The 24,765-nt window shown below is 73.6% G+C and carries 26 protein-coding genes, 1 tRNA gene and 1 pseudogene; 14 read left to right on the forward strand and 14 right to left on the reverse strand.

Annotated elements, in window-relative coordinates; translation table 11 throughout:
• The first annotated feature begins 111 nt into the window (after positions 1 to 111).
• Entirely contained in the window at positions 112 to 1,395 is a 1,284-nt protein-coding gene (locus tag C6W10_RS23520) for a hypothetical protein (protein ID WP_107260567.1), read from the forward strand.
• On the opposite strand, the gene C6W10_RS23525 is transcribed toward C6W10_RS23520, so the two are convergent.
• Together C6W10_RS23525 and C6W10_RS23530 are read right to left on the reverse strand one after the other, a co-directional pair.
• Positions 1,392 to 2,792, reverse strand: a complete 1,401-nt coding sequence (locus tag C6W10_RS23525; RefSeq protein ID WP_107260569.1) for an amidase — start codon at positions 2,790 to 2,792, stop codon at positions 1,392 to 1,394. The two genes, C6W10_RS23520 and C6W10_RS23525, sit on opposite strands and share 4 nt — an antisense overlap.
• Before the next feature lie 47 nt (positions 2,793 to 2,839).
• Positions 2,840 to 3,982: a cystathionine gamma-synthase gene (locus C6W10_RS23530; RefSeq protein WP_107260571.1), complete on the reverse strand. Its 1,143-nt coding sequence runs from the start codon at positions 3,980 to 3,982 to the stop codon at positions 2,840 to 2,842.
• Positions 3,983 to 4,005: 23 nt separating this feature from the next.
• On the opposite strand from C6W10_RS23530, the gene C6W10_RS23535 reads away from it, so the two are divergent.
• On the forward strand, positions 4,006 to 4,419 hold the full coding sequence (locus tag C6W10_RS23535; RefSeq protein WP_107260572.1) for an HIT family protein: 414 nt from the start codon (positions 4,006 to 4,008) through the stop codon (positions 4,417 to 4,419).
• Here C6W10_RS23535 and C6W10_RS23540 read toward each other — a convergent pair.
• The gene (locus C6W10_RS23540; RefSeq protein ID WP_107260574.1) at positions 4,409 to 4,981 is read right to left on the reverse strand and encodes a hypothetical protein; all 573 of its coding nucleotides are present in this window, start codon (positions 4,979 to 4,981) and stop codon (positions 4,409 to 4,411) included. The two genes, C6W10_RS23535 and C6W10_RS23540, sit on opposite strands and share 11 nt — an antisense overlap.
• A 192-nt stretch (positions 4,982 to 5,173) precedes the next feature.
• Here C6W10_RS23540 and msrA point away from each other — a divergent pair, with 192 nt between their 5' ends.
• The 5 genes and pseudogenes from msrA to C6W10_RS23565 all read left to right on the forward strand — a co-directional run bounded on the left by msrA (position 5,174) and on the right by C6W10_RS23565 (position 7,973).
• Complete coding sequence (gene msrA / locus C6W10_RS23545) at positions 5,174 to 5,833, forward strand: peptide-methionine (S)-S-oxide reductase MsrA (protein ID WP_107260576.1); 660 nt, start codon at positions 5,174 to 5,176, stop codon at positions 5,831 to 5,833.
• A gap of 95 nt (positions 5,834 to 5,928) precedes the next feature.
• The gene (locus C6W10_RS23550; RefSeq protein ID WP_107260578.1) at positions 5,929 to 6,213 is read left to right on the forward strand and encodes a type II toxin-antitoxin system Phd/YefM family antitoxin; all 285 of its coding nucleotides are present in this window, start codon (positions 5,929 to 5,931) and stop codon (positions 6,211 to 6,213) included.
• A complete protein-coding gene (locus C6W10_RS23555; RefSeq protein ID WP_107260580.1) occupies positions 6,210 to 6,500 on the forward strand; it encodes a type II toxin-antitoxin system RelE/ParE family toxin in 291 nt (96 codons plus the stop codon). The genes C6W10_RS23550 and C6W10_RS23555 overlap by 4 nt, the downstream gene beginning before the upstream one ends.
• A gap of 38 nt (positions 6,501 to 6,538) precedes the next feature.
• Positions 6,539 to 6,619: pseudogene (locus C6W10_RS23560) on the forward strand (peptide-methionine (S)-S-oxide reductase); the annotation flags it as partial.
• Positions 6,620 to 6,989: 370 nt separating this feature from the next.
• Positions 6,990 to 7,973: a ribonuclease Z gene (locus C6W10_RS23565; protein WP_107260582.1), complete on the forward strand. Its 984-nt coding sequence runs from the start codon at positions 6,990 to 6,992 to the stop codon at positions 7,971 to 7,973.
• On the opposite strand, the gene C6W10_RS23570 is transcribed toward C6W10_RS23565, so the two are convergent.
• Positions 7,933 to 8,262 carry an MmcQ/YjbR family DNA-binding protein gene (locus C6W10_RS23570; RefSeq protein ID WP_107260584.1) on the reverse strand — a complete coding sequence of 110 codons (330 nt, stop codon included), beginning with the start codon at positions 8,260 to 8,262 and terminating at the stop codon, positions 7,933 to 7,935. The genes C6W10_RS23565 and C6W10_RS23570 overlap by 41 nt on opposite strands.
• 26 nt (positions 8,263 to 8,288) lie before the next feature.
• Between C6W10_RS23570 and C6W10_RS23575 the strand changes: the two genes are divergently transcribed.
• Complete coding sequence (locus C6W10_RS23575; RefSeq protein WP_107260586.1) at positions 8,289 to 8,816, forward strand: GNAT family N-acetyltransferase; 528 nt, start codon at positions 8,289 to 8,291, stop codon at positions 8,814 to 8,816.
• 107 nt (positions 8,817 to 8,923) lie between these two features.
• A complete protein-coding gene (locus C6W10_RS23580; RefSeq protein ID WP_107260588.1) occupies positions 8,924 to 9,880 on the forward strand; it encodes a S1C family serine protease in 957 nt (318 codons plus the stop codon).
• A 37-nt stretch (positions 9,881 to 9,917) separates the two neighbouring features.
• Here the strand turns inward: C6W10_RS23580 and C6W10_RS23585 are convergent, their stop codons facing one another.
• Complete coding sequence (locus tag C6W10_RS23585) at positions 9,918 to 11,294, reverse strand: cystathionine beta-synthase (RefSeq protein WP_107260590.1); 1,377 nt, start codon at positions 11,292 to 11,294, stop codon at positions 9,918 to 9,920.
• 160 nt (positions 11,295 to 11,454) lie between these two features.
• Entirely contained in the window at positions 11,455 to 11,814 is a 360-nt protein-coding gene (locus C6W10_RS23590) for a YkvA family protein (protein ID WP_107260592.1), read from the reverse strand.
• Positions 11,815 to 12,209: 395 nt separating this feature from the next.
• On the opposite strand from C6W10_RS23590, the gene C6W10_RS23595 reads away from it, so the two are divergent.
• Together C6W10_RS23595 and C6W10_RS23600 are read left to right on the forward strand one after the other, a co-directional pair.
• Entirely contained in the window at positions 12,210 to 13,235 is a 1,026-nt protein-coding gene (locus C6W10_RS23595) for an SGNH/GDSL hydrolase family protein (RefSeq protein ID WP_107264222.1), read from the forward strand.
• Positions 13,236 to 13,273: 38 nt separating this feature from the next.
• The gene (locus C6W10_RS23600) at positions 13,274 to 14,065 is read left to right on the forward strand and encodes an SGNH/GDSL hydrolase family protein (protein ID WP_369931443.1); all 792 of its coding nucleotides are present in this window, start codon (positions 13,274 to 13,276) and stop codon (positions 14,063 to 14,065) included.
• Positions 14,066 to 14,087: 22 nt separating this feature from the next.
• Here the strand turns inward: C6W10_RS23600 and C6W10_RS23605 are convergent, their stop codons facing one another.
• Complete coding sequence (locus tag C6W10_RS23605) at positions 14,088 to 14,759, reverse strand: NAD(P)-dependent oxidoreductase (RefSeq protein WP_107260594.1); 672 nt, start codon at positions 14,757 to 14,759, stop codon at positions 14,088 to 14,090.
• A gap of 116 nt (positions 14,760 to 14,875) precedes the next feature.
• On the opposite strand from C6W10_RS23605, the gene C6W10_RS23610 reads away from it, so the two are divergent.
• Both C6W10_RS23610 and C6W10_RS23615 read left to right on the forward strand, forming a co-directional pair.
• Complete coding sequence (locus C6W10_RS23610) at positions 14,876 to 15,562, forward strand: TetR/AcrR family transcriptional regulator (RefSeq protein ID WP_107260596.1); 687 nt, start codon at positions 14,876 to 14,878, stop codon at positions 15,560 to 15,562.
• 9 nt (positions 15,563 to 15,571) lie between these two features.
• Positions 15,572 to 16,834: an acetyl-CoA C-acetyltransferase gene (locus tag C6W10_RS23615; protein ID WP_107260598.1), complete on the forward strand. Its 1,263-nt coding sequence runs from the start codon at positions 15,572 to 15,574 to the stop codon at positions 16,832 to 16,834.
• A 54-nt stretch (positions 16,835 to 16,888) separates the two neighbouring features.
• Here C6W10_RS23615 and C6W10_RS23620 read toward each other — a convergent pair whose 3' ends face one another.
• The 4 genes from C6W10_RS23620 to C6W10_RS23635 form a co-directional block, all read right to left on the reverse strand.
• Complete coding sequence (locus C6W10_RS23620; protein ID WP_107260599.1) at positions 16,889 to 17,230, reverse strand: hypothetical protein; 342 nt, start codon at positions 17,228 to 17,230, stop codon at positions 16,889 to 16,891.
• A gap of 26 nt (positions 17,231 to 17,256) precedes the next feature.
• Positions 17,257 to 18,012, reverse strand: coding sequence for a Bax inhibitor-1/YccA family protein (locus C6W10_RS23625; protein ID WP_107260601.1), 756 nt, complete (start codon positions 18,010 to 18,012; stop codon positions 17,257 to 17,259).
• A gap of 153 nt (positions 18,013 to 18,165) precedes the next feature.
• The gene (locus C6W10_RS23630) at positions 18,166 to 18,987 is read right to left on the reverse strand and encodes a Bax inhibitor-1/YccA family protein (protein ID WP_107260603.1); all 822 of its coding nucleotides are present in this window, start codon (positions 18,985 to 18,987) and stop codon (positions 18,166 to 18,168) included.
• 135 nt (positions 18,988 to 19,122) lie between these two features.
• Positions 19,123 to 19,203 (reverse strand) — tRNA-Leu (locus C6W10_RS23635).
• A 96-nt stretch (positions 19,204 to 19,299) separates the two neighbouring features.
• Here C6W10_RS23635 and C6W10_RS23640 point away from each other — a divergent pair.
• Complete coding sequence (locus C6W10_RS23640) at positions 19,300 to 21,141, forward strand: hypothetical protein (protein WP_234361395.1); 1,842 nt, start codon at positions 19,300 to 19,302, stop codon at positions 21,139 to 21,141.
• A 96-nt stretch (positions 21,142 to 21,237) separates the two neighbouring features.
• Here C6W10_RS23640 and C6W10_RS23645 read toward each other — a convergent pair whose 3' ends face one another.
• From C6W10_RS23645 to C6W10_RS23655, 3 genes are all read right to left on the reverse strand, one after another.
• Complete coding sequence (locus C6W10_RS23645; RefSeq protein WP_107260605.1) at positions 21,238 to 22,584, reverse strand: NAD(P)/FAD-dependent oxidoreductase; 1,347 nt, start codon at positions 22,582 to 22,584, stop codon at positions 21,238 to 21,240.
• Between the two features lie 137 nt (positions 22,585 to 22,721).
• Positions 22,722 to 23,273, reverse strand: coding sequence for a hypothetical protein (locus C6W10_RS23650; protein ID WP_107260607.1), 552 nt, complete (start codon positions 23,271 to 23,273; stop codon positions 22,722 to 22,724).
• A gap of 28 nt (positions 23,274 to 23,301) precedes the next feature.
• Entirely contained in the window at positions 23,302 to 24,711 is a 1,410-nt protein-coding gene (locus C6W10_RS23655; protein ID WP_107264225.1) for a DUF58 domain-containing protein, read from the reverse strand.
• Positions 24,712 to 24,765: the final 54 nt, after the last annotated feature.

Consider the following 24,765-nt stretch of genomic DNA (forward strand, 5'->3'; position numbering starts at 1 on the left):
TCGAGGCGTTCTACCCTCTCGCTCGGGCCGTTCGTCCGGACGGCGTCACCCCCGCCCGGTGCCCCGACCGGCCGTCGGCGGGCCGGACCGAAGACGGGGACGGAGCCTCAGATGTCTGCCGGTACCGAGCCGATCTCCGAGCAGGGTCCGGCGGCGGTGGACGGCGCGCAACCGCCACCGCTGCCCTGGCGGGACGTCATCCGGCTCCGGTTGGCGGCCGAGCCGCAGGGCCGGGTCGAGTCGCTGGCCCGGTACGCCGGGTGGCTCGGCTTCGGCGCCGGAGTGCTGCTCTGCTGCCTCTTCCTGGTCGTCGTCCCGGCCACCGCCTGCACGGTGGCGGCACCCTGCCACCCGGACCGGGTCGGCAACGTCATCTTCGGGCTGGTCGGCAGCCTGCCGCTGCTCGCCCTGGTGCGGCTGGAGTTCGCCGGGGCGGCGGCCGGCACGTCGCTGGCCGTCACGCTCGGCTACGAGCTGACCCAGTCCGAGCACCTGCCGCCGTGGTTCTATCCGCTGCTCGTCGGGTACGCGGTCGGCTGCGGGCTGCTCGCCCGGCTGGCCCGGGGCCCTGCGCGGTACCGGGCCGGGTTGCGCGACTGGCACCGGCGGGCCCGGCTCGCCGTACCGCCGTCGCCGGCACGGCTGCCCCGCCCGCCGCTGGGTACCTCGGTCGCCGCCACCCTGCTGCTCGTCGCCGCGCTGGTCGTCGCCGGCTGGACCGGCCTGCGGCAGAGCGAGGTCGACGACCAGCAGCGCCGGGCGGAGATCGTCACCGCGACCGTGCGCGCGCACCCGTCCTGGGCAGAGGTCGACCTCGACCTCCCCGCCGGCCGGCCGCCCGCGCGGCTTTCCGTCCTCGACGCGGCCGCCTATCCGGTCGGCTCCACGGTCGAGCTTGCGGTGGACGACGCCGGCCTGCGGCAGCTCGTCACCGAGCCGTACGACCTGACGCCGTGGCTGGCCCTCGTGGTGGTTCTCGCACTGCTCGGGCTCGGCGTCGGCTGGCGCGCTGCCGCCCGGGTACGCGCCGGTCGCCGGTTCTTCCGCCGACCGCAGCCGGTCAGCGGCGTACTGCTGCACCAGGGCGTCGACCGGGTGTACGTCTACGCCGGCGAGGGTCCGGAGGTGATGCCGCTGGCCGAGATCGAGGTACGGGAGCGGCTCACCCCGACGGTCGGCACCGAACCCGGCCCGGCGGTACTGCACGGTGTGCCCGTACCCGGGCGGTGGGGCACGGTGACGGTCGACGGCCGTACCCTCTCGCCCACCGGTCCGGTGCTGCTGCCCGAGCCGACCGCGCCCTGGCTGACCACCCGGCGCCGCCGGTCCGGGGTGCCGGTCCGGCCCCGCCGCCCGGTCCCGTCGTTCCGGTCCGGCCGGGGCGGCGGCGCTTAGCCGGCCGGGGTGGGCACCCGGGGCCAGTCCGGTGCGTGCCGCCGCCACGGGCCGGCCAGCTCGAACTGCCCGGCCACGCCGAGCAGCAGCAGCTCCGAGCCGGGCGGGCCGACCAGCTGCACTCCGACCGGCAGCCCGTCCGGGCGCAGCCCGACCGGTACGACCAGCGACGGCAGGCCGGCGAGATTCCACGGCGCGGCGTACGGCGCGTAGCGGATGCAGGTCAGCAGGTTGGACCGCCACGAGCGGGTGGCCCAGCCAAGGGCCGGCGGAGGGGCGCTGGCCAGCGCGGGAGTGAGCATCAGGTCGACCGAGTGGTCGCCGAAGAAGTTGACGCTCCGCTCCCGCCACCGGGTGCGGTCCTGCTCGCGTACCAGGCCACGGCGCTGCGCCCAGCCGCCGAGGGCGGCGTGCCGGCGGCTGCGCCGTTGCAGGGTGGCGGGGTCGAGGCCGGCCGCCTCGACCTCGTTCGCCGCCGCCGCCAGCCAGGTGGCGACGCCGCGCAGCCCCAGCGAGGTCGGATAGACCGGGTCGACCGAGACGGTGTCGTGTCCGGCCACCGCCAGCAGCTTGGCGGCGGCGCCCACCGCGTCCCGGTTGGGCTGGTCCGGGCGTACCCCGGCGACCGGTGAGCGGAGCGAGACGGCGACCCGGAGCCGCTCCGGCGGTACCAGCTTGTCCGGCCGGCGTCCGGCGAGCACCGCGAAGCCGACCGCCGCGTCCGCCACGGTGGTGGCCAGGATGCCCTGCTCGGCGAGGCCGTACCAGTCGTTGGCGCCGAGCTGGCTCGGTACGACGCCCCGGCCGGGCTTGAGCCCGACCAGCCCGCAGCAGGCGGCCGGGATCCGGATCGAGCCGAGTCCGTCGTTGCCGTGCGCGATCGGCACCATCCCGGAGGCGACGGCCGCCGCCGAACCGCCGGAGGAGCCGCCCGGGGTGCGGTCGGTCGCCCATGGGTTGCGGGTCGCCACGGTCTCGTCGTCGGTGACCCCGAAGAGCCCGAGCTCGGGCATCCGGGTCACCCCGACGATCACCGCTCCGGCGCCGCGCAGCCGCCGGACCACCTCGTGGTCGGACTCGGCGACCGGGGTACGCGCGGCTGCCGACCCGTTCCAGGTCGGCAGCCCCGCGACGGCGGTGTTCTCCTTGACCGCGATCGGCACCCCGGCCAGCGGCAGGTTCGCCAGGTCGTCCTGCTCGTCGACCTTCTCGGCCTCGACGATCGCCTCGCCACCCCGGACCACCCGGAACGCGGACAGCTCGCGGTCCGCCCGGTCGATGTGGTCGAGGTGGTCCGCCACCACCTGGGTGGCGGAGGCGTCCCCACGACGGACGGCCCGGGCGATCTGTTTCGCGGTCGCGCCCACCCAGTTCGGCGTGATGTCCTGCACGGCCAACTCCCCATCGGCTTGTCCGCAGCGCCGTCCGGGCGGCCGGACAGCGGTCATCCGAGCGCCTGCTCCAGGTCTGCGAGTAGGTCGTCGGCGGTCTCGATGCCGACAGACAGTCGCACGAGATCGGCGGGAACTTCAAGCGGCGAGCCGGCGGCACTTGCGTGTGTCATCCGGCCCGGATGTTCGATAAGCGACTCGACTCCGCCCAGTGACTCGGCGAGCACGAAGAGTTTCGCCCGGTCGCAGATCTGTACGGCGTGCTCCTCGCCACCGGCCGCCCGGAACGAGATCATGCCGCCGAACCGGCGCATCTGCTTCGCCGCGACCTCGTGCCCGGGGTGTTCCGGCAGGCCCGGGTAGAGCACCTGGGACACCGCCCTATGCCCGTTGAGATAGTCGGCGATCCGCTCGGCGTTGTCGCAGTGCCGGTCCATCCGTACCCCGAGGGTCTTGACCCCGCGCAGCGTCAACCAGGCGTCGAAGGGCCCGTTCACCGCGCCCATCGCGTTCTGGTGGTAGCGCAGCTCCTCGCCGAGCGCGGCGCTGGCCGCGACGAGGGCGCCCCCCACCACGTCGGAGTGCCCGCCGACGTACTTCGTCGTCGAGTGCACCACCACGTCCGCGCCGAGCGCGATCGGCTGCTGGAGGTAGGGCGAGGCGAAGGTGTTGTCGACGACCAGCAGCGCGTCGACGTCATTGGCCAGCGCGGCCAGCCCGGCGATGTCGGCGATCCCGAGCAGCGGGTTGGTGGGGGTCTCCACCCAGATCACCCTCGTCTGGCCGGGGCGGACCGCCGCCCGGACCGCGTCGACGTCGGAGATCCGGGCCGCCGTCCAGCTCAGTCCCCAGCGCTCGGCGACCCGGGCGAAGAGCCGGAACGTGCCGCCGTACGCGTCGTCCGGGATCACCACGTGGTCCCCCGGCCGGCAGACGGTACGCAGCAGGGCGTCCTCGGCGGCCAGCCCGCTGGCGAAGGCGAGCCCGACCGGGCCGCCCTCCAGCGCGGCGAGGCACTCCTGCAACGCGTCCCGGGTCGGGTTGCCCGACCTGCTGTACTCGTAGCCGAGCCGGGGCGCGCCGACGGCGTCCTGGGCGTACGTGCTGGTCTGGTATATCGGCGGCACCACCGCCCCGGTGCGGGGCTCCGGCTCCTGGCCGGCGTGGATGGCGAGTGTCTCGAAGCCGTGACTCATTTGCAGAAGGCTAGCCTGCACTGGTGGCGGGGTGCGTGTTCTGCGGGATCGTGGCGGGCGCGGCGGCGTTCCGGGTGGTCGACTCCCCCGACGGGGTGGCCTTCCTCGACGTCCGCCCGGTGTTCAGGGGGCACCTGCTGGTGGTGCCGCGCGCACACGTCGAGACGCTGGGCGAGCTGCCGGACGAGGCGCTGCCCGGCTACTTCCGGCTGGTCCGGCGGCTGGCCCTGGCCGTCGAGGAGGGGCTCGGCGCGGGCGGGACGTTCGTGGCGATGAACAACCGGGTCTCCCAGTCCGTGCCGCACCTGCACACCCATGTCGTACCGCGGACCAAGGGCGACGGGCTGCGCGGCTTCTTCTGGCCCCGCACGAAGTACGCCTCGGACGCCGAGGCCGGCTCGTACGCCGACCGGATCGCCGCCGCGCTCACGGAGTAGCCGCGGCGGAGGCGGCCCGCCCCGGGGTCGCCCGCCCGCCCCGGCTCCGCCGCCGGTGGTATGCGACGGCGACCGCCAGCAGCAGCGGCCCCCAGGCCACCAGTGGCGCGTACGTGACGGCCACCGCCACCTGCGCGCTGCCCTCCAGCGTCGCCGTGCCGGCCTCCCCGATCGCCGGCCGGACCGGCCCAACGAGGTCGAACAGGGACTCGACCAGCAGATAGCCGCAGAGCCCGATCAGCACGCCCGCCCCGGTGACGGCCGGTACCACCGCCGCCCGGATCGGCACCCGCCGGCCGCCCAGCAGCGGCAGCCAGCCCGGCAGCCGCTCGCCCCAGGGCCGGACCAGGCCGACGGTGAGCAGCGCCAGCCCCATCGAGACGAGGCTGAGGGAGAGCACGTAGAGCCGCTCGGCCGGCGTGACGGTCACCGAGGTGCCGCCGCCGTCGAGCAGCCCGGCGAGCAGGGCCAGCCGGGACAGCGCCGACGGCAGTACGCAGAGCGGCACCGCGTACGCCGCCCGGACCGCCCAGCGCGGCACCTCCGTGGTCTGTACCGTCATCTCGTCGCCCCCTCCGACCGGCCTGCCCGCCGGATCCCACGATCCGCCGGAGCACCCACCGGCACCTCCCGCCCCAGCGCCATCCGGCTCCCCCGGCCGGGTGAACCCGAGGGGGGTGGTGCGGGCCTGGGCGGGTAAGGATCCGGGTGCGTGTCGTGTTACACCCGGCAGAGGTACGAGAGGAGTTCCATCGTGTTCCTACGGCGCACCAATGCCGAGCTGCCCACCCCCGACCAGGCCCTGCCCGGCCGGCCGATCGCGATGCCGATCGCCGACCGGCACGAGGTGCTCGGTACCCCGCTGCGGGGACCGTGGCCCGAGGGTGCCCAGATCGCCGTCTTCGGGATGGGCTGTTTCTGGGGAGCCGAGCGGCTGTTCTGGACGCTGCCCGGGGTGATTTCCACCTCCGCGGGCTACGCGGGCGGTTATACGAAGAATCCGACCTACGAGGAGGTCTGCTCGGGCCGGACGGCGCACGCCGAGGTGGTCCAGGTGGTCTACGACCCCTCGAAGATCGGTTACGAGGACCTGCTCAAGGTCTTCTGGGAGAACCACGACCCGACCCAGGGGATGCGGCAGGGCAACGACGTCGGCACGCAGTACCGGTCGGCGATCTACACCACCACCGAGGAGCAGGCCGCGGTCGCCCGGGCGTCCCGGGACGCGTTCGCGCCGATCGTGGCGGGGGCCGGGCACGGCGAGATCACCACGGAGATCGCCGAGCTGGGCGACTACTACTACGCCGAGGACTACCACCAGCAGTACCTGGCGCCGACCAAGAACCCGGGCGGTTATTGTAATCATGGCCCCAATGGCCTGACTTGTCCGGTTGGCGTGGCCAAGACCGCGTAGCACCGCAGGCTACCGGGCCATCGGCCCGGTAGCCTGATCCACCAAGCCTCAAAATTTGTACAGACTTCACGCCAGTAACTGCCTATACTTCGAGCATGACTGTCGTGCCGTTCACCGACGCTCGCAACCGCCTCTCAGAACTCATCGACGAGGTGACCTCGACCCATGAGCGGATAGAGATCACCAAACACGGCCACGCCGCCGCGGTGCTCATCTCCGCCGACGATCTCGCGGCTTTGGAAGAGACGCTGGAGGTCCTGTCCAGCGCTGAAGCCATGCGGCAACTTGCCGAATCCAAGGCAGCCGTCGAAGCCGGTGACGTTCTCGACGCCGACGAACTCGCGGCGTTGATGGCGAAGCGGTCGAAGCAGGCACGGTGACTGGCCCGGCCTCCGACCGCTACCGACTGCAGGTCGCCGGCCCGGCCGCACGCGCCTTGGCCGGGCGGCTGCCAGAGAAGATCGCCGCAGCCGTCTACGAGTTCATCACCACCGCCCTCCTCGACAACCCGCATCGCGTCGGCAAACGACTGCTTCTGCCACCGTTCCAGGGAACCTGGTCGGCCAGACGGGGCACGTATCGAGTCCTCTACGAGATCGACGAGGACGACCGCGTCGTGACCGTGACGGCCATAGAACATCGCGCCGACGCCTACCGGTCGCGTTGATTCGAAGGCGCGAATCAGCACATCACTGTTCGTCAGAGTCCAAGAACCCGAACGGGTACTGCAACCACGGGCCGAACGGGCTGACCTGCCCGGTCGGGGTGGCTCGGACCGGGGCGTAACCGCCGGGACCGCCCTCCGCGCGGAAGTGTGGCCAAAAACCGTTGCCGGGGCCGTCCGGGGATGGATAGCGTGGCCGTACACGGGAAGGGAGGTGGTCCGAGCTTTGTATAGCCATAGGACTCGTGAGGTGGCTGTCCGCTAGCCGCTGTCCTTGACAGTTTCGGTGTCCGCCGCAAGCGGGCAGTTGCAAGTCGTCGAGACCGTGTGGCAGCGGTGCGGCGAATCCACGACAGCCACCCGACCCCCGGGGCGAGCCGGCCACAGTCCAGCCGGCCCTCGCGTGACGACCGTCACGCGGGACCCCGGGGGTCGACCATTTCTCCGGTCGACCGCCGACGCCGTCGACCGGTACCCCTCGAAGAGGCCGCCGTGTCCGTACGTGAGCTGGCGGTGCTGGGCACGGCCAGCCAGGTGCCGACCCGGCACCGCAACCACAACGGGTACCTGCTGCGCTGGGACCGCGAGGTGATCCTCTTCGACCCCGGCGAGGGCACCCAGCGGCAGATGATGTTCGCCGGCATCCCGGCCGGCGACCTGACCCGGATCTGCGTCACGCACTTCCACGGCGACCACTGCCTCGGCCTGCCCGGGGTGGTCCAGCGGCTCTCGCTGGACCGGGTGCCGCATCCGGTCGACGCGCACTATCCGGGCGGCGACGCGCACTTCTTCGCCCGGCTGCGGCACGCCAGCTCGTTCCACGAGACCGCCGAGCTGCGCGAACTGCCGGTGCTGCGGGACGGCCAGACCTTCGAGACCTCCGCCGGCACGCTGCTGGCCCGCCGGCTCCGGCACCCGGTCGAGACGTACGGCTACCGGCTGGTCGAGCCGGACGAGCGGCGGATGCTGCCGGACCGGCTGGCCGGGTTCGGCGTCCGGGGGCCGGCGATCGGCGAGCTGATCCGGGCCGGTCACGTCCACGTGGCCGGCCGGCGGGTGACGCTCGCCGAGGTGAGCGCGCCGCGTCCCGGCCAGCGGTTCGGCTTCGTGATGGACACCGGGCTCTGCGACGGGGTCTTCGAACTGGCCGACCGGGCCGACCTGCTGGTGATCGAGTCGACGTTCCTGGCCGAGGATGCCGCGCTCGCCGCCGAGGTCGGCCACCTGACGGCGGCCCAGGCCGGCCGGGTGGCGGCCGAGTCCGGGGTACGCCGGCTCGTGCTGACCCACTTCTCCCAGCGGTACGCCCCGACGTCCCGGGCCGGGCTGCCACCGGCCGCCGAGCGTTTCGCGGCCGAGGCCCGGGAGCACTTCGACGGTGACCTGGTGATCGCCGAGGATCTGGCCCGGGTGGCGGTGCCGCCCCGGGCACCGGTCAGCGCGGCAGGGTCGCCGCCAGCCGCTTCGGCGCCCTGATCCGCCACGACTCGGTGAGCAGTTCGCTCAGCTCGACCGGATCGGCGGTGTCGAGCGCGACCACCACCATCGGATAGTTGGCGTAGTGCGCCGGCACGGTGTAGGTCTGCGGCGCCGCCGCGAGCAGCGCCTCCCGCTCGTGCGTGAAGATCGCGATCCGCTCGCCGTCCTCCAGCAGCCGGGCGAAGAGCTTGCCCCGGATCTTGCAGGCGGGCGTCCCGTATGAGATGCCCTGTTCCACCTCGGGTAGCACCGACACCAGATCACACACTCTGTCCCAGGTGACCATATCGGCCACGTTACTACGATCAACTAATGACCCTCACTCTGCGCCCGGCGGTCGCCGCCGACCTGCTGGCGATCGGCGACCTGCACCACAGATCGCGTGCGGCGGCGTACCGGGAGATCATCCCGGCGGACGCGCTGGCGGCACAGACCGGCGAGATGATGGGGCGGTACTGGGCGGAGCGTTGGACCTACGAGCGGGACACCCACCTGATGACGGTGGCGGAACGGGACGGCCGGCTGCTCGGCTTCACCTATCTCGGGCCGCACGACCCCACCGAACCTGATTCGGCCGGCCCGGACGTCGGCGAGCTGTACGCGATCCACCTGGACCCGGCCGTGCAGGGTCACGGGGTGGGCCGGACCCTGATGGTCGACGCGCTGGCGAAGCTGCACGCCCGGGGCTGGCGCCGGGCCGTGCTCTGGGTACTCGTCGACAACGCGCACGCCCGGAACTTCTACGCCCGGGGCGGCTGGGTGCCCGACGGCGTCGAGCGGGAGGGCGCGATCGGCCCGGTCCTGACCCCACAGCTGCGCTACGCCCGCGACCTGCCGTAGCGCGGGTCGGCGACGGTTCTCGCCCCGGACGGGACGGGTCGACGGATTTCGCTCTGGGCGCAGCGGCGCCGGGGATCGACCGGGGTCTGGCCGGCGTTGACCGGCACATGAGCACCGAACGAGCAGAACCGGAGCGCGCCGAGCGGGCCGCTCTGGACGCGTACTCCCAGGTGGTGACCGGGGTGGCCGCCCGGGTGCTGCCCAGCGTGGCCGCGCTGGCCGTACGCGGTCCGCGCGGCGCCGGAGCCGGTTCGGCGGTGACCTTCACCGACGACGGGTTCCTGCTCACCAGCGCGCACGTGGTGGACGGGGCGGCCGGCGGGCAGGCCACCTTCGGCGACGGCGCCGAGGCCCGGTTCGACGTGGTCGGCACCGACCCCCTCTCCGACCTGGCCGTACTCCGGGTCCGGGCCACCGCCGCCCCGCCCGCCGAACTCGGCGACGCCGACCCGCTGCGGATCGGGCAGCTGGTGGTGGCGGTCGGCAACCCGATGGGGCTGGCCGGCTCGGTCACCGCCGGGGTGGTCTCCGGGCTGGGCCGGTCGCTGCCGGCCCGGGACGGCCGGGTCGTCCGGCTGATCGAGGACGTCATCCAGACCGACGCCGCGCTCAACCCCGGCAACTCCGGTGGGGCGCTGGCCGACGCCGCCGGCCGGGTGGTCGGGATCAACACCGCCGTCGCCGGGTACGGCCTCGGCCTGGCGGTGCCGATCAACTCCACCACCCGGCAGATCATCGGCGACCTGGTGACCTCGGGACGGGTCCGGCGGGCCTGGCTCGGCGTCGCCGGGGTGCCGGTACCGCTGCCGCCGGCGGTGGCCGAGCGCACCGGCCAGCGGCGCGGGCTGCGGGTGGTGGAGGTCGTCCCGGAGAGCCCGGCCGGGGTCGCCGGGATCTACCTCGGCGACGTGATCATCTCGGTCGGCGGCCGGCCGGTGGCGGACGGGCAGAGCCTGCAACGGCTCATGCTCGGCCCGGCCATCGGCACCCGGCTGCCGATGACCCTGCTGCGCCGGGGCGCCTTCGTCGACGTGATCGCGGTACCGGCCGAGCTGACCCGCTGACGGTCCAGCCGCGCGCGGCGCCGGGCGGGTGCCGGGGTCAGCGGGAGTGCGCGCCCAGGTGGGCCAGCAGGTCCTGCCGGGTGAGTACGCCCTTCGGCTTGCCGTCCACCAGCACCAGCGCCGCGTCGGACTTCTCCAGCAGCCCGACCGCCTCGCTCACCGGCTGCCCGCCGCCGATCATCGGCAGCGGCGGCCCCATGTGCCGCTCGATGGTGTCGTGCAGCTTCGCCTGGCCGGTGAAGAGCGCGTCCAGCAGGTCCCGTTCGGCGATCGAGCCGGCGACCTCGCCGGTCACCACCGGCGGCTCGGCCTTGAGCACCGGAAGCTGCGAGACGGCGTACTCCCGCATGTAGTCGACGGCGTCCCGGACCGTCTCGGTCGGGTGCACGTGGACCAGCTCCGGGATGCCGTTCGGCTTGCTGTTCAGCGCGTCGGCCACGGTCGGCTCGGTGGCGCTGGTGTCCATGAAGCCGTACCGGGCCATCCACTCGTCGTCGAAGATCTTGGACAGGTAGCCCCGGCCGCCGTCCGGCAGCAGCACCACCACCACGTCGTCCGGGCCGGCCTTCCGGGCCACCTCCAGGGCGGCGGCCACCGCCATCCCGCAGGAGCCGCCGACCAGCAGCCCCTCCTCGCGGGCGAGTCGCCGGGTCAGCTCGAAGGAGGTCTTGTCGGAGACCTCCACGATCTCGTCGCAGATGCCCCGGTCGTACGTCTCCGGCCAGAAGTCCTCGCCGACCCCCTCGACCAGGTACGGCCGGCCGGTGCCGCCGGAGTAGACCGAGCCCTCCGGGTCGGCGCCGATGACCCGTACCGCCCCGCCGGAGACCTCCTTGAGGTAGCGGCCGGTACCGGAGATGGTGCCGCCGGTGCCGACCCCGGCCACGAAGTGCGTGATCCGGCCGCCGGTCTGCTCCCACAGCTCCGGACCGGTGGTCTCGTAGTGCGAGCGCGGGTTCGCCGGGTTGGCGTACTGGTTGGGCTTCCATGCGCCCGGAATCTCCCGGGTCAGCCGGTCCGACACGTTGTAGTACGAGCGGGGGTCCTCCGGGGCGACCGCCGTCGGGCAGACCACCACCTCGGCCCCGTACGCCCGCAGCACGTTCTGCTTGTCCTCGCTGACCTTGTCCGGGCAGACGAAGACGCACCGGTAGCCCCGGGTCTGCGCCACCAGCGCCAGTCCGACGCCGGTGTTCCCGCTGGTCGGCTCGACGATGGTGCCGCCCGGCTGGAGCAGCCCGGCCCGCTCCGCCTCCTCGACCATCCGCAGCGCGATGCGGTCCTTGACCGAACCGCCCGGGTTGAAATACTCGATCTTGGCGAGGACGGTCGCCGGGATTCCGGCGGTCACCTGCCGGAGTCGGACCAGCGGGGTGTCACCGATCAGCTCGATGACGTTGTCGTAGTAGCGCACGACGTTGTGCCCTTCTCGGTGCTCGCCGGCCGGACGGCACTGGCCGGGCACAGGGTCGGTGCTGGTGGCGTGCGGTCGGGGCGAAGGATGGTGGGTTCTCCCGCCAGCGTACGTGCCGCCGGCCCGGCCCGTGGCCGGGGTTCCCCGGCCCGGGGCGGGGTCAGTGCACCACCCGGCCGGGGATCACCGAGTCCCGGGCGGCCTCCCAGGCGAGGAAGCGTTCCGTCTCGGCGAGTACGGCACCGGCCAGCCAGGTCACCATCACCGCGTCGTCGGCCAGGCCGAAGATCAGCAGGGTGAGTTCCGGGAGTACGTCGACCGGGGAGAGCACGTACGCGGTCGCGGCGGTCATCAGGGCGAGCCGCAGCCCGCCGTCGTACTCGCCCCGGGCGGTCGCCGCGATCATGCGGGGCAGGGCGGCGATCCGCTTGCCCAGCGACGGTCCGCCCCGGGAGCCGGCGGTCAGTGCCCGGAACAGCGCCCTGAAGGCGGCAGTTCGTCGAAGTGTCCTGGTGGCCATGTCCGCGCCTCCTCTGAGTTCATGATGCATCCGAACGCAACCGACCGCTCGTCGGGAAAATCCGGTCGGGATCGAAATCCGGTCGGAATCGGAGAAACGCCGGACGGTCGGCGATGAACCGGCGCTCGCCGGGTACCCGACCGCCACCCTCGGCGGAGGCGGAACGCCGACAGCGCGAGGTGGGCGACCGGGGTTAATCTCGAAGGTCGCGAAGGGTACGGCGTGACAGGCGGGGGGCCTTGATGAGTCCGGCCGGATCGACACGGCGACAACGGTCGCGGCAGCGGAACCTGGCGTCGCGGTGGCAACCGCGGCGGCCGGCGCGGCGGCACCGGACGGCGTGGGGGGCGGAGCCGGCCCAGCCGGAGTGGTCGGCCTGGCCGGTCGCCCGGCGGGTGGCGAAGGCGACCGCCCTGGGCGTGGGACTGACCGCGCTCACCACCGCCGCCGGCTACGGGCTGCTGCTCGGGCAGGCCCGGCAGGCCCGCCGGGTGATCCCGCTGGCCGAGGCGCCGCCGCCGCGCGGCGACGGTGTCTACGGCGCCAAGTTCCCGGGCGAGCCGATCACGATGGTGATCCTCGGTGACTCCTCCGCCGCCGGCTACGGGGTGCACCGACCCCGGGAGACGCCCGGGGCGCTGCTCGCCACCGGCACCTCCCGCCGGCTGCGCCGACCGGTCCGGCTGTACCGGTTCGCCGTGGTCGGCTGCCTCTCCGCCGGGCTCCGCCCGCAGGTCGACGCGGCGCTGGAGCGCCAGCCGGACGTGGCGGTGATCCTGATCGGCGGCAACGACGTGACGAACCGTACCCCGCACGCGGTGGCGGTCCGCTACCTCGTCGAGGCGGTACGCGACCTGCGGGCCGCCGGCGCCCAGGTGGTGGTCGGCACCTGTCCCGACCTCGGCGCGATCCAGCCGATCAAGCCGCCGCTGCGCTGGCTGGCCCGGCGGTGGAGCCGGCAACTGGCCGCCGCGCAGACCGTCGCGGTGGTCGAGGCCGGTGGCCTGACCGTCTCCCTCGGCGACCTGCTCGGTCCCCGGTTCGCCGCCGAACCGACCCGGATGTTCGCCTGGGACCACTTCCACCCCTCCGCCGAGGGGTACGCGATCGCGGCGGCCGTCCTGCTGCCGACCGTACTGGCCGCGCTCGGCGCCGGTACCGAGCGGCGCCCCTCGCTCGCCGTCGACCAGGGCGTACGGTCGCTGCCGGCGGCCGCCCACGAGGCGGCCCGGCACGCCGGTACGGAGGTTCGGGGTGTCCGGGTCGGCGGGCACGAGCACGGCCCGGGCGGGCGGTGGGCACAGCTGCGCCGCCGTGGGGCCTGGTTCGGCCACCCCCGGACGGGAGAGACTGGAGGCCCACCGGAGACACCGGCACCGCTGGACGAGGCGACAACCTCCACCGTAGAGGAACGAGCATGACCGGACTCGACATGACGAGCGGCACGGCGACGTACGGGATGACGACCCGGATCGCCCGGGGGGCCGCGGTCACGCTGCTCGCGGGTGCGGTCGGCGGGATGGCGTTACTGGCCGGCGAGGCGTTCGTGGCCCGCAGCCGGCGGTACGCCCGCCCGGAGCTGGGCCTGGCGCTGCGCTCCACGGTCGGCCGGGCCGGCGCGCCGCCGCTGCGGCTGGTGCTGCTCGGCGACTCGGCCGCGCTCGGGGTCGGGGTGGACCGGGCCGACGACACGGTCGGCGGGCAGCTCGCCCGGCTGCTCTCCGAGGGGGCCGGGCCGGGCGGCGCCGGTGAGCGTCAGGTCTGGCTCTCCAGCGTCGGCGTCTCCGGCTCCCGCTCCACCGACCTGGCGACCCAGGTGGCCCGGGCGCTGCTCGGCGAGCGCCCGGACGTCGCGGTGATCCTGGTCGGCGCGAACGACGTGGTGGGGTTGCGCCGGCCGGCGGAGGCGGCGGCGTACCTCGGTGCGGCGGTGCGGCGGCTGCGCGGTGCCGGCGTCCGGGTGGTGGTCGGCACCTGTCCCGACCTCGGCGCGGTCCGGGCCATCGCACCCCCGCTGCGCCAGGTCGCCGGCTGGCTGGGCCGGCAGACCGCCCGGGCGCAGGCCGTCGCCGTGCTGGAGGCCGGCGGCACGGTGGTGGACCTCGCCGCCGAGACCGGTGCGGTGTTCCGGGCCGACGCCGGCACGCTCTGCCACGACGGTTACCACCCGTCGGCCGACGGCTACCGGGTCTGGGCACACGCCATGCTCCCCGCGGTGGCCCGGGCCGCGGCCGGGACCCGGCAGCGGTAGTTCCGCCCGGCCCGGCCGGCGGTCAGGTCGCGACGGCGACCGCCTGCCGGATCGTCTCGGGCTGTTCGAGCGCCCGCAGCATGCAGTGCGCGACGTCGGCGCGCGGCACGACCAGCCCGCCCCGGACACTCCTTCCGTACGCCGTGCGGTAGGCGCCGGTCAGCGGCTTGTCGGTCAGCCGGGGCGGCCGGACGACGGTCCAGTCCAGGTCGCTCTCCCGGAGCAGCTCCTCCATCGCCGCCAGGTCGGCGTAGGGCTTGCGGAGCACGGTCTTGAGGACCGGACCCAGCAGGTACCGCAGCAGTGGTCCCTCGCCCGGGTCGGGCGGTGGTTTCGGGCGGCCCGGAGCGGCGACGGTGGAGATCGGGGCGGCGCTGACCACGACGATCCGGCGTACGCCCCGGGCCCGCATCGCGGTGACGATCTCGCGGGTGCCCCGGGAGGCGACCCCGCTCTCCGCCATCGACCGGGGGCCGAGCCCGGAGAGCACCGCGTCGGCCCGGTGCACGGCGTCGGCCAGTACCGCCGGGTCGGGGTCGCTCAGGTCGGCCGGGACCACCCGTACGGCGTCGGGCTCGCCGGCCAGGCTCGCCGGGCTGCGTACCACCGCTGTCACGTCGTGACCGGCGGCGACGGCCTGCCGGAGCAGGTGTCGGCCGATCCCGCCGCTGGCCGCGAAGACCGTGAGTTTCATGTCGCTCCCAGCTCCCGAGGGGTAGTGAGTGTTCACTTACCTTTAGAGTAGTGAGCACTCACCACCTGTCAAGCGGGGTCGATCCACCCCCGCCGGACACCGACGGAACGAGGGCGATGACCAGCAGAGGCCGAGGCGAGGCGACCCGCGAGCGCATCCTGGCCGCCGCCTCGACGGTGATCCGGGAGCGAGGGCTGGCGCACACCACGACCAAGGAGATCGCCCGGGTCGCCGGCTACTCCGAGGCCACCCTCTACAAGCACTTCACCGGCAAGGAGGACCTCTTCCTCGCGGTCCTGCGGATCCGGCTCGCCCCGTTCATCGGGCTGATGGTCCAGTTGCCGGAGCAGGCCGGCAGCGGCACCGTCCCGGCCCGGCTGACCGAACTCGGCCACCAGATGCTCCGGGTCTACGAGGAGTCGGCACAGCTCGCCATGGCGCTCTTCGCCGAACCGGTACTGCTGGACCGGCAGCGCGAACTGTTCCGCCAGACGGGCGCCGGGCCGCAGCACGCGAACGCCGTCCTCGCCGAGTACCTCCGGCGGGAGCGGGAGCGGGGCCGGCTCGCCCCGACGGCGGACCCGGTGGCGCTGGCCAACCTCTTCCTCGGCGCCTGCTTCTACCGCGCCTTCCTGGTCGCCTTCCTCGGTCCGGCCGGCGAGCAACTCCTCGACCACGATCCCGACCGGTTCGTCGGGGAACTGGTCGCGGCCATGCCGTACCCGTCCGCCCCGCCTGCCCCCGGCCCGGCGGAGCGGCGGGGCGGCTCGCCCGCTGGTGACCCCGGAGCCGAAGCGGGTTAACGTTGGTTCATGTCGACCGCGTCCCCCCGCGAAGCCGTTATCGTCGCGACCGCCCGCTCCCCCATCGGCCGGGCCCACAAGGGCTCCCTGCGTGAACTGCGCGCGGACGACCTGGCCGCGACCATCGTGCAGGCGGCCCTCGACAAGATCCCGCAGCTCGACCCGGCCCAGATCGACGACCTCTATCTCGGCTGCGGCCTGCCCGGCGGCGAGCAGGGCTTCAACATGGCCCGGGTGGTGGCCACCCTGCTCGGCCTGGACACGGTGCCCGGAGCCACCCTCACCCGCTACTGCGCCTCCTCGTTGCAGACCACCCGGATGGCGTTCCACGCGATCCGGGCCGGCGAGGGCGACGTCTTCGTCTCGGCCGGCGTCGAGTGCGTCTCCCGGTACGCCCGGGGCAACTCCGACGCCCTGCCGCCGGAGGCACAGGCACTCGTCGGCGGCGGCTGGCAGAACCCGAGGTTCGACGCGGCCCGGGCCCGCTCGGCGGCCCGTACCGAGGCCGGCGCACCGGTCTGGACCGACCCCCGGCTCGACGGCGGACTGCCGGACATCTACCTGACGATGGGGCAGACCGCCGAGAACCTCGCCCAGGCGTACGACGTGAGCCGGGCCGAGATGGACGAGTTCGGCGTACGCAGCCAGAACCTCGCGGAGAAGGCCATCGCCGACGGCTTCTGGGCCCGGGAGATCACCCCGGTCACCCTGCCCTCCGGCGAGTGGGTCGACTCCGACGACGGCCCCCGCGCCGGGGTGACCCTGGAGGGGGTGGCCGGGCTGAAGCCGGTCTTCCGCCCCGACGGCCGGATCACCGCCGGCAACTGCTGCCCGCTCAACGACGGCGCGGCGGCCGTGGTCATCATGAGTGCGGAACGGGCCCGCGAGCTGGAGATCACCCCGCTGGCCAGGATCGTCTCCACCGGGGTGACCGCGCTCTCCCCGGAGATCATGGGACTCGGTCCGGTCGAGGCGTCCCGGCAGGCGCTGCGGCGCGCCGGGATGACCATCGACGACGTCGACCTGGTCGAGATCAACGAGGCGTTCGCGGCCCAGGTGATCCCCTCGTACCGGCAGCTCGACATCCCGCTGGAGAAGCTCAACGTGATGGGCGGGGCGATCGCGGTCGGGCACCCGTTCGGGATGACCGGGGCCCGGATCACCGGCACGCTGCTCAACGCCCTGGACTGGCACGACCGGACCGTCGGGCTGGAGACCATGTGCGTCGGCGGCGGCCAGGGCATGGCGATGGTGCTGGAGCGGCTGAGCTGAGCTGACCCGCCGGCCCGGCCGGGGCCGGCGGGTCGCCGTCGGTGTTGGCGGCGCTCAGAGCGCCTGTCGGACGGCCGCCACCTCGTCGGCCGCGCCGGCCAGCACCGGCGTCGGCGGTCCGGCGGCGACCAGGTCGGCCACCACCACCCGGAGCTGGTCGGGCAGGGCCAGGTCGTTCTCCAACCGGGGTACCGGCCGGCGCGGCTCCCCGGCCGCGTCCGCGCCCAGATCGGCCAGGAGCTGGACCAGCCGGTGCACCAGGTCGGCCCGGGCCGGCCCACCGGACGGGCCCGACGCGGCCCAGCGCGGCGGGGTCCAGTGCCCCACCTGACGGACCAGCAGATCGAGCTGACGGAGCAGCGGCTCGGCCGGGCGGGTGGGTTCGGGCGCGTCCATCGCGGGGAGTCTACGGTCGGTCGGGCTCAGCGCCGTACGTAGCTGAGCAGACGGAGGATCTGCCAGTAGAGGAAGACCAGGCCGACCAGGAGTCCGAACGCGCAGAACCAGGCGTACCGGGCCGGCAGCCCGTCCCGTACCCCCCGCTCCACCAGGTCGAAGTCGAGCACGAAGGTGAGCGCGCCGACCGTGATGGCGACCAGCGCGAAGACGTACGGCAACCAGCCGACCTTGCTGCCGGTGCTGTAGACGACCAGGGCCTCCCGGCCGGAGATCAGGTAGACGGCGAGGTTGACCAGGCTCAGCACCACCACCCCGATCAGCGCCCCGACCACCAGCCGGGCGAACCGGGGCGTGGCGCGGAGCACCCGCAGCCCGTAGAGCACCGCCATCCCGACGAAGACTCCGAAGGTGCCGACGACGGCCTGCACCACGATGCCGGGGTAGACCGCCTCGAAGCCCCGGCTGGCGACGCCGAGCAGTACGCCCTGGAGCACCGCGTACCCACCGACCAGGATCGGGTTGGTGACCCGCCGGAACGAGATCACCAGGGCCAGGACCAGCCCGGCCAGCGCGGAGCCGAGCGCGGCCGGTGCGGCCCAGCCGTCGGTGACGTACGTCCAGGCGACCGCGCCGGTGGCGCCGGTCAGCAGCAGCAGGCCGACGGTACGCACCACCACGTCGTCGACGGTCATCGGCCGGGCGGCCCCGGCGCCGAGGACGCGGTGTTCCACCCGGGCGGTGTCGTCCAGCCGGGTCAGCACCGGGTTGGAACTTCTCACGTCTAACGACAATAAACTAGACAACTCCGGCAGTACCCTGATCCATCCCCCACACCAGCGCGACGCCCGCCCCCGGGAAGCGGGGACGGGCGTCGGTAGGGCCTGGCGGGCCGTCGACCGGCCGCCGGGATCAGATCAGGGAGTCGACTCCGCTCAGTCGTCGCCCTGGAAGTAGCTGAGCAACCGCAGGATTTCGATGTAGAGCCAGACCAGGCTGACCAGGATGCCGAAGGCGGCGGTCCAGGAGTAGCGGCGCGGCAGCCCCATCCGCACGCCCTCCTCCACCTCGTGGAAGCTGAGGATGAAGCTGAGCGAGGCGATCACGATGCAGATCAGGCTGAACCCGATGGCGACCGGGCCACCGTCGCGCAGTCCGGTGTCGACGCCGAAGAGCGCCAGCACGAAGTTGATCAGGATGACCGCGAAGATGCCGACGGTCGCCGCGATCACGCCGCGGATGAACTTCGGCGTCGCCCGGATGGCCTTGGCCTTGTAGAGCCCGGCCATCAGGAAGAAGACACCGAAGGTGGCGATCACCGCCTGGAGGACGATGCCCTGGTATCCGGCGATGACCTCGAAGAACTTGCTGACCATGCCGACGAAGACGCCCTCGACGACGGCGTAGGTGATCACCAGTGCCGGGTTGGCGATCCGCATGAACGAGATCACCAGGCCGAGCACCAGCCCGACCACTGCGGCGCCGATCCAGGCCGCACCGATCGCGCTGTCCGGCACCAGGACCCAGGCGAGCGCGGCGGAGAGCCCGGTGATGCCGAGCAGGGTGACCGTCTTGACGACGACGTCGTCGATGGACATCGGCGCCACGGTGGGCGGCGCGGCGGGGTAGCCCGCGTCCGTCGGGTAGGGCTGCCCGTAGCCGGGCTGTCCGTATGCGCCGGCCGGGGCGTAACCCGCGGCCCGCTCCCGCTCGGCCGCCTGGCCGAGTCGGGCCAGCACCGGATTGGACGTCTTCACTTTGTCAAGCCTCCTGAAAAGGTCGGTGCACAATGCCCGTGCCCTATCCAGGGTAATGCTCCCCGGCGAGGTTGTGGAGATCCACGTCACTCGGCCACCCGGCGGAGGGGCTCGGCCGGCCGGCAGCACGGATAGTGCCCGGGGCGGGGGTCGAACCCGCACGCCTTGCGGCAGCCGCTTTTAAGGCGGCCGTGTCTGCCTTTCCACCACCCGGGCAGGTACCGAATTTCCTCGGTCCTGGTGCCTGCCACGGTAGCGGGTGGAGCCCCACCGGGCGCACCCCGTTCTCGGATCGGCACTAGGGTCACTGTCGTGACCAGCACTGCCCGCGCGGCGCAGGACGCCGACTCCGGCCCGGCCACGACAGAGACCGTCTCCGGCCCGACCAGGTCCTTCCGGGGGCGCTGGCCGGGCGCACTGCACCGGCACTGGCCCGACCTGGCGACGTGCCTGTTCTTCGTCGTCCTCGCCGGCTGGCTCACCGCCGGGCTCTGGCCGGATCCCGGCGCCCGGGTGCTGGCGCTCAACCCGGAGGACCAGGCCCTCTACGAGTGGTTCCTGGCCGTCGACTCCCGGGTGCTGCACGGCGACTTCTCGCTGTTGAGCGACCGGCTGAACGCCCCGGACGGGGTGAACCTGATGGCCAACACCACGGTCATCGCCCTCGGCTTCCTCTTCGCGCCGGTCACGCTGGCCTTCGGCGCACCGGTCACCTTCGCGCTGCTCGCCGCCGGCAACCTGGCCGGTACCGCGATCGCCTGGTATCTGCTCTTCACCCGGCTGCTCGGCGCACGGCGGCTCGCCGCCGCGCTCGGCGCCGGGCTCTGCGGCTTCGGTCCCGGGATCATCTCCCAGTCCAACAGCCACCTGCACATGACGGCGCAGTGGCTGGTGCCGGTGCTGATCTGGCTGGTCGTCCGGATGGTCCGGGCCGCCGACCCGCAGGCCCGGCTGGACCGGCCCGGGATCGACCGGCGCCGGATCGTCACCTCGGCGGTCGGGCTCGCCGCCGGAGTGACGGTGCAGGTCTTCGTCGGCGAGGAGACGCTCTTCCTGGCCGCCGTCGCCCTGGTCGTCTTCACCCTGGCGTACGCCGCCGCGAACTGGTCGCTGGCCCGGCGGGTGATGCCCGGGTTCCTCGCCGGGATGGTGCTGGCGGTCGCGCTCGCCGTGCCGGTGCTGGCGTACCCGCTCTGGTTCCAGTTCGCCGGGGAGCAGAGCGTGCCGAACGGCATGTTCAGCCCGCACTACTTCTACGCCGACCTGGCGAGCTGGTCGGCGATCTCGCCGATGTCGATCGCCGGCTCCCCCGAGGCCGCCCGGTTGACCACCGGACCGGCCGAGTACAACACCTTCCTCGGCTGGCCGCTCCTGCTCGCCGCCGTCCTCGGCGCCGGCTGGCTGATCCGGAAACCGGTGGTGATCGCCTGCGTCGCCTCCGGCGTCGTGATGGCGGCGCTCTCGCTCGGGCCGACGATCGTGGTGAACAAGGAGCAGACCGGGATCACCGGACCGTACTCACTGCTCCTCGGGCTCCCCGTGGTGGACGGGGCGCTGCCGATGCGGTTCGCCCTGGCGCTGCTGCCGCTGATCGCCACGGTGCTGGTGCTCGCCGTCGACCGGGGACTGGCCGCACCGGAGCGGCCGGTGCGGATCATGGTGCCGCTGGCCGCGGTCATCGCGCTGCTGCCGATCTTCCCGGCCCAGATCCCGACCGCCGCCCGGCCGCCGCTGCCGCAGTTCATCGCCGACGGGCACTGGCGGGACTGTGTCGAGCCGAACGGCGTACTGGTGCCGGTGCCGCTGCCGACCCCGCAGGAGCCCTGGCCGATGCGCTGGGCCGCCGCCGCCGACGCCTCGTTCGCGCTGCCGGAGGGCTTCTTCATCGGCCCGTACGCGGCCGGCGGCCAGGCCTCGATGGGCACCTACAAGCAGCCGACCTCGCAACTGCTCACCGACGTGGCCAAGAACGGCGGCGTACCGGCGATCGGCCAGGAGCAGCGTGACCAGGCCCGGCGGGACATCGAGTTCTGGGGCGCCTCCTGCGTCGCAGTCACCGACGACGCCCCGAACGCGGCCAGCCTGCGCGGCACCCTGGAGGCGCTGCTCGGCCCCGGCACCCGGGTCGCCGACGCCTGGACCTGGCGGGTCTGAGCGGCCGACGAACTCAGCGGCCGACGGACCGAGCAGCCGACGGACCGGGCAGTTCCGGCGCCCGGCCGTGCAGACGGACCGGGCGCCGGGCTCGGGTCAGACCGGGCGGCGGTCGCCCGGACGGCTGCCCGCCGCCGTGCTCGCCTCGACGAACTCCTCCCGGGGGTCGTGCAACTGGCCCAGCGCGACCACCTCGCGGCGGAGGACGAAGGCGAGGGTCCAGTCGACGATCACCCGTACCTTGCGGTTCAGCGACGGGATCCGGCTCATGTGGTACGTCCGGTGCATGAACCAGGCCGGCAGCCCCTTGAGCTTGATCCCGTAGACCTGGGCGACCCCCTTGTGCAGGCCGAGGCTGGCCACGCTGCCGGCGTGCTTGTGCTTGTAGTCGACCGGCTGCCGCCCCCGGATCACCGCCCGGATGTTGTCGGCCATCCGGGCCGCCTGCCGCACCGCGTGCTGGGCACTCGGCGAGCAGTACGCCCCGGGCGGGCCGGTCAGGTCCGGCACCGCCGCGCAGTCACCGGCGCTCCACGCCCCGTCGACGACCCGGTCGCCGTCGACCACCTGGAGGGTCGGCAGGCAGGTGACCCGGCCCCGGTCGTCCCGGGGCAGGTCGGTCTGGGCCAGCATGGGCGAGGGCTTCACCCCGGCCGTCCAGACGATCGTGTCGGCCCGGAAGCTGTCCCCGTCGGAGAGCCGGACCAGCCCGTCCACACAGGACTCCAGCCGGGTCTCCAGCCGGATGTCCATCTTCCGCTTCAGCAACTGCGCGACCGTGTACGCACCCATGTCCCGGTCGACCTCGGGTAGCACCCGCAGGGTCGCCTCGACGAGTACCCAGCGCATGTCGTCGGGCTTCAGCTCCGGGTAGTACTTCAGCGCGTCCCGGGCCATGTCCTCCATCTCGGCCAGCGCCTCGATGCCGGCGTAGCCGCCGCCGACGAAGACGAAGGTCAACGCGCAGCGCCGGACGTCCGGGTCGGTGGTGGCGGCGGCCACGTCCAACCGGTCCAGCACGTGGTTGCGCAGGTAGATGGCCTCACCGATGGTCTTGAACCCGATGCCGTGCTCGGCCAGCCCCGGGATCGGCAGGGTACGGGAGACCGAGCCGGGCGCCACCACGATGTGGTCGTACTCGATCTCCCGGGGCGGGCCGATGATCGGCTGCACGGTGGCGGTCTTCCGGTCGTGCTCGATCCGGGTGACCGTGCCGGAGACGATGGTGCAGCGGCGCAGCTCGCGCCGGAGCGGCACCACGGAGTGCCGGGGGGAGATGTTGCCGGCCGCCGCCTCGGGGAGGAAGGGTTGGTACGTCATGTGGGGCTGAGGGTCGACGACGATGACCTCGGCCTCCCACGACCGGAGCTTCTTCGACAGGCGCAGGGCCGCGTACAGGCCGACGTGACCGGCACCTACCACAAGGATCCGCTGCGGTTTCACCCCTCCATCTTTCCCCCACCCGGCGCCAGATGCTGGCCAGATGCCCCTTCTGTGATTGACAACGCCAAGTGACCCCCGTTACCCCGGTTTGCGCCGATCTTGTTCCGCCGGGCCGGCCGGACCGCGAAGACCGACCGTCACCTGCGCCGGAACAGCCAGCCGAGCAGCGCGGCGGCGCAGACCGCCAGTACCAGCCCGCCGAGCAGCGCGACGACGAAACTCCGGTCGCCGAACCGGCCGTCCATCGCCAGCAGCGGCATCGAGATCACCGCCGAGGCGAGCGCCACCCCCAGCGCCCGGGCCACCCACCGGGCCAGCACCTCGGGGGCGACCACCGCGTCGTACGAGAGCAGGGCGGCGAGCGCCGCGAGGGTGTGGGTCAGGTAGAGGAAGGTGGCCAGGGCGAGCAGCCGCCAGAGCTCCACCTGCTGGTCGTACCAGCCGGTCGCCGCCACCCAGGCACCGACCGCGGCCAGCAGCACCATGGTGGGCCAGTTGCGCCGGGGCGCCACCGCGGGCGCCAGCGCCGCCACCACCAGCAGGCCGAGCAGGCGCGGGTCCGACGGCCTCTCCGGGTACGCCAGCAGCAGCGCGACCAGCGCGCAGCCGAAGACACCGGCCCGGACCAGCAGCGGCACCAGGGTGATCCGGCCGATCGCGGCGTAGAACTCGCGGATCCGGGTCACCATGGCGGCGCTCCGTTCGACACGACGGCGCTCACCGCAGCGCCGGCCGGGGTGCGGAGGCGAGCCGGGCGACGTCCCGGAGCACCAGGTCGAGGCTGCCGGCCCCGGCCCAGGTGACCACCGGCACCCCGTGTTCGCGGAGCTGCCCGATCGTGATGTCCCGGTCCAGCCGCCAGAGCCGGTGCGCCACCTCGGTCCACTGCCCCCGCTTCGGCGGCGTGGCCGACGGCGGCAGCGTGTCCACCGCCACCACGAACCGGCCCGAGCGGGCCAGCCGGGCCAGCATCGCCGCCGACCGGGGGTCCACCAGCGGGGTGAGTACCACGACCAGGGCGTTGGAGGAGAGCAGTTGCGGGCCGAAGACCTGGTCGTACGGCTCGTGCGGGGACTGTTCGACCCGGACGTCGAGCAGCCACTCCAGCAGGGTCAGGTACTGCCGCCGCCCGGTCGCCGGGCGGAGCCTGCGGGCCGACGGGCCGTACTCCAGCAGCGAGACCCGGTCGCCCCGGTGCAGGTAGTGCTCGGCGATGGCGGCGGCGGCCCGGACGCAGGTGTCCAGCACCGAGGCGCTGCCCCGGATCCCGCCGGACCGGCCCGCCTCGGCCAGCACGTCCAGCAGCAGCACCACCTCGGCGTCCCGGTCGGAGAGCATCGCCGCCACGTGCAGTTGGCGGGCCCGCAGCGAGACCCGCCAGTCGATCCGGCGCAGCCGGTCACCCGGCCCGAAGATGCGTACCCCGGCCAGCTCGCCGCCCTCGCCCGGGCGCCGCGACCGGTGCCCGCCGACCAGGCCGGCGGCCCGGGGCATCGCCTCGTCCGCGTCGAAGGGCTCGGTCACCGGATAGACCGGCACCGCGCGGGCCTCGCTGCGCACCGTCTGGCTGGCCAGCAGCCCGTCGCAGGCGATCGCCCGCACCGCGGCCGGCCCGAGCGAGTGCCGGCCCCAGCGCAGCGTCCCGCCGCGCAACTCCAGGTCGGCGACGGTGCCGGCCGGCACGGTGAAGCCGTAGGGGCGGTCGGTGGCGTCCCGGCGGCCGGACCGGGCCACGGCGCCGTCCGCCGGTACGGAGCCCTCCGCGCCGGCACCGCCGGGCGCGAACCGGACCTCGTCGATCCGCAGCCAGGAGGAGACCACGGTACGGACCAGCACCAGGTCGTAGCCGACCTCGTCGAGGTTGCCGACGCTGATCCCGCCGACCAGCTCGCCCCCCTCGACCAGGTTGGTGTCCTCGGCCCCGATCCCGATCTCCGGTGGCCGCACCGGGCGGCGGCGCAGCGCGTACGCGGTGCCGAGCGCGAACGGGGCGGCCAGCACCACCAGGTCGATCCGGCCGAGCAGCGCACCGGCGACCAGGAAGAGCCCGGTGAGCAGTACCGCCCGGCCGAGTGCCCGGGTGGAGACCCAGTCCGGCACGGGGGCGCCCCCGGACGACGCCGCCAGGGCAGGGGCGGCCGCCCGCTGCCCGGGTACGGCGGGTCGCAGGGTCGGTCCGGT

Origin of the sequence: Plantactinospora sp. BB1 (genome assembly GCF_003030385.1) — a bacterium.
Lineage (GTDB): Bacteria > Actinomycetota > Actinomycetes > Mycobacteriales > Micromonosporaceae > Plantactinospora.

Bases quoted from the DNA above. Each gene is read 5' to 3' on its own strand.
- C6W10_RS23520 (WP_107260567.1), top strand. From the start codon at position 112: ATGTCTGCCGGTACCGAGCCGATCTCCGAGCAGGGTCCGGCGGCGGTG.
- C6W10_RS23530 (WP_107260571.1), bottom strand. From the start codon at position 3,982: ATGAGTCACGGCTTCGAGACACTCGCCATCCACGCCGGCCAGGAGCCG.
- C6W10_RS23540 (WP_107260574.1), bottom strand. From the start codon at position 4,981: ATGACGGTACAGACCACGGAGGTGCCGCGCTGGGCGGTCCGGGCGGCG.
- C6W10_RS23550 (WP_107260578.1), top strand. From the start codon at position 5,929: ATGACTGTCGTGCCGTTCACCGACGCTCGCAACCGCCTCTCAGAACTC.
- C6W10_RS23570 (WP_107260584.1), bottom strand. From the start codon at position 8,262: ATGGTCACCTGGGACAGAGTGTGTGATCTGGTGTCGGTGCTACCCGAG.
- C6W10_RS23575 (WP_107260586.1), top strand. From the start codon at position 8,289: ATGACCCTCACTCTGCGCCCGGCGGTCGCCGCCGACCTGCTGGCGATC.
- C6W10_RS23580 (WP_107260588.1), top strand. From the start codon at position 8,924: ATGAGCACCGAACGAGCAGAACCGGAGCGCGCCGAGCGGGCCGCTCTG.
- C6W10_RS23590 (WP_107260592.1), bottom strand. From the start codon at position 11,814: ATGGCCACCAGGACACTTCGACGAACTGCCGCCTTCAGGGCGCTGTTC.
- C6W10_RS23600 (WP_369931443.1), top strand. From the start codon at position 13,274: ATGACGACCCGGATCGCCCGGGGGGCCGCGGTCACGCTGCTCGCGGGT.
- C6W10_RS23605 (WP_107260594.1), bottom strand. From the start codon at position 14,759: ATGAAACTCACGGTCTTCGCGGCCAGCGGCGGGATCGGCCGACACCTG.
- C6W10_RS23610 (WP_107260596.1), top strand. From the start codon at position 14,876: ATGACCAGCAGAGGCCGAGGCGAGGCGACCCGCGAGCGCATCCTGGCC.
- C6W10_RS23615 (WP_107260598.1), top strand. From the start codon at position 15,572: ATGTCGACCGCGTCCCCCCGCGAAGCCGTTATCGTCGCGACCGCCCGC.
- C6W10_RS23620 (WP_107260599.1), bottom strand. From the start codon at position 17,230: ATGGACGCGCCCGAACCCACCCGCCCGGCCGAGCCGCTGCTCCGTCAG.
- C6W10_RS23650 (WP_107260607.1), bottom strand. From the start codon at position 23,273: ATGGTGACCCGGATCCGCGAGTTCTACGCCGCGATCGGCCGGATCACC.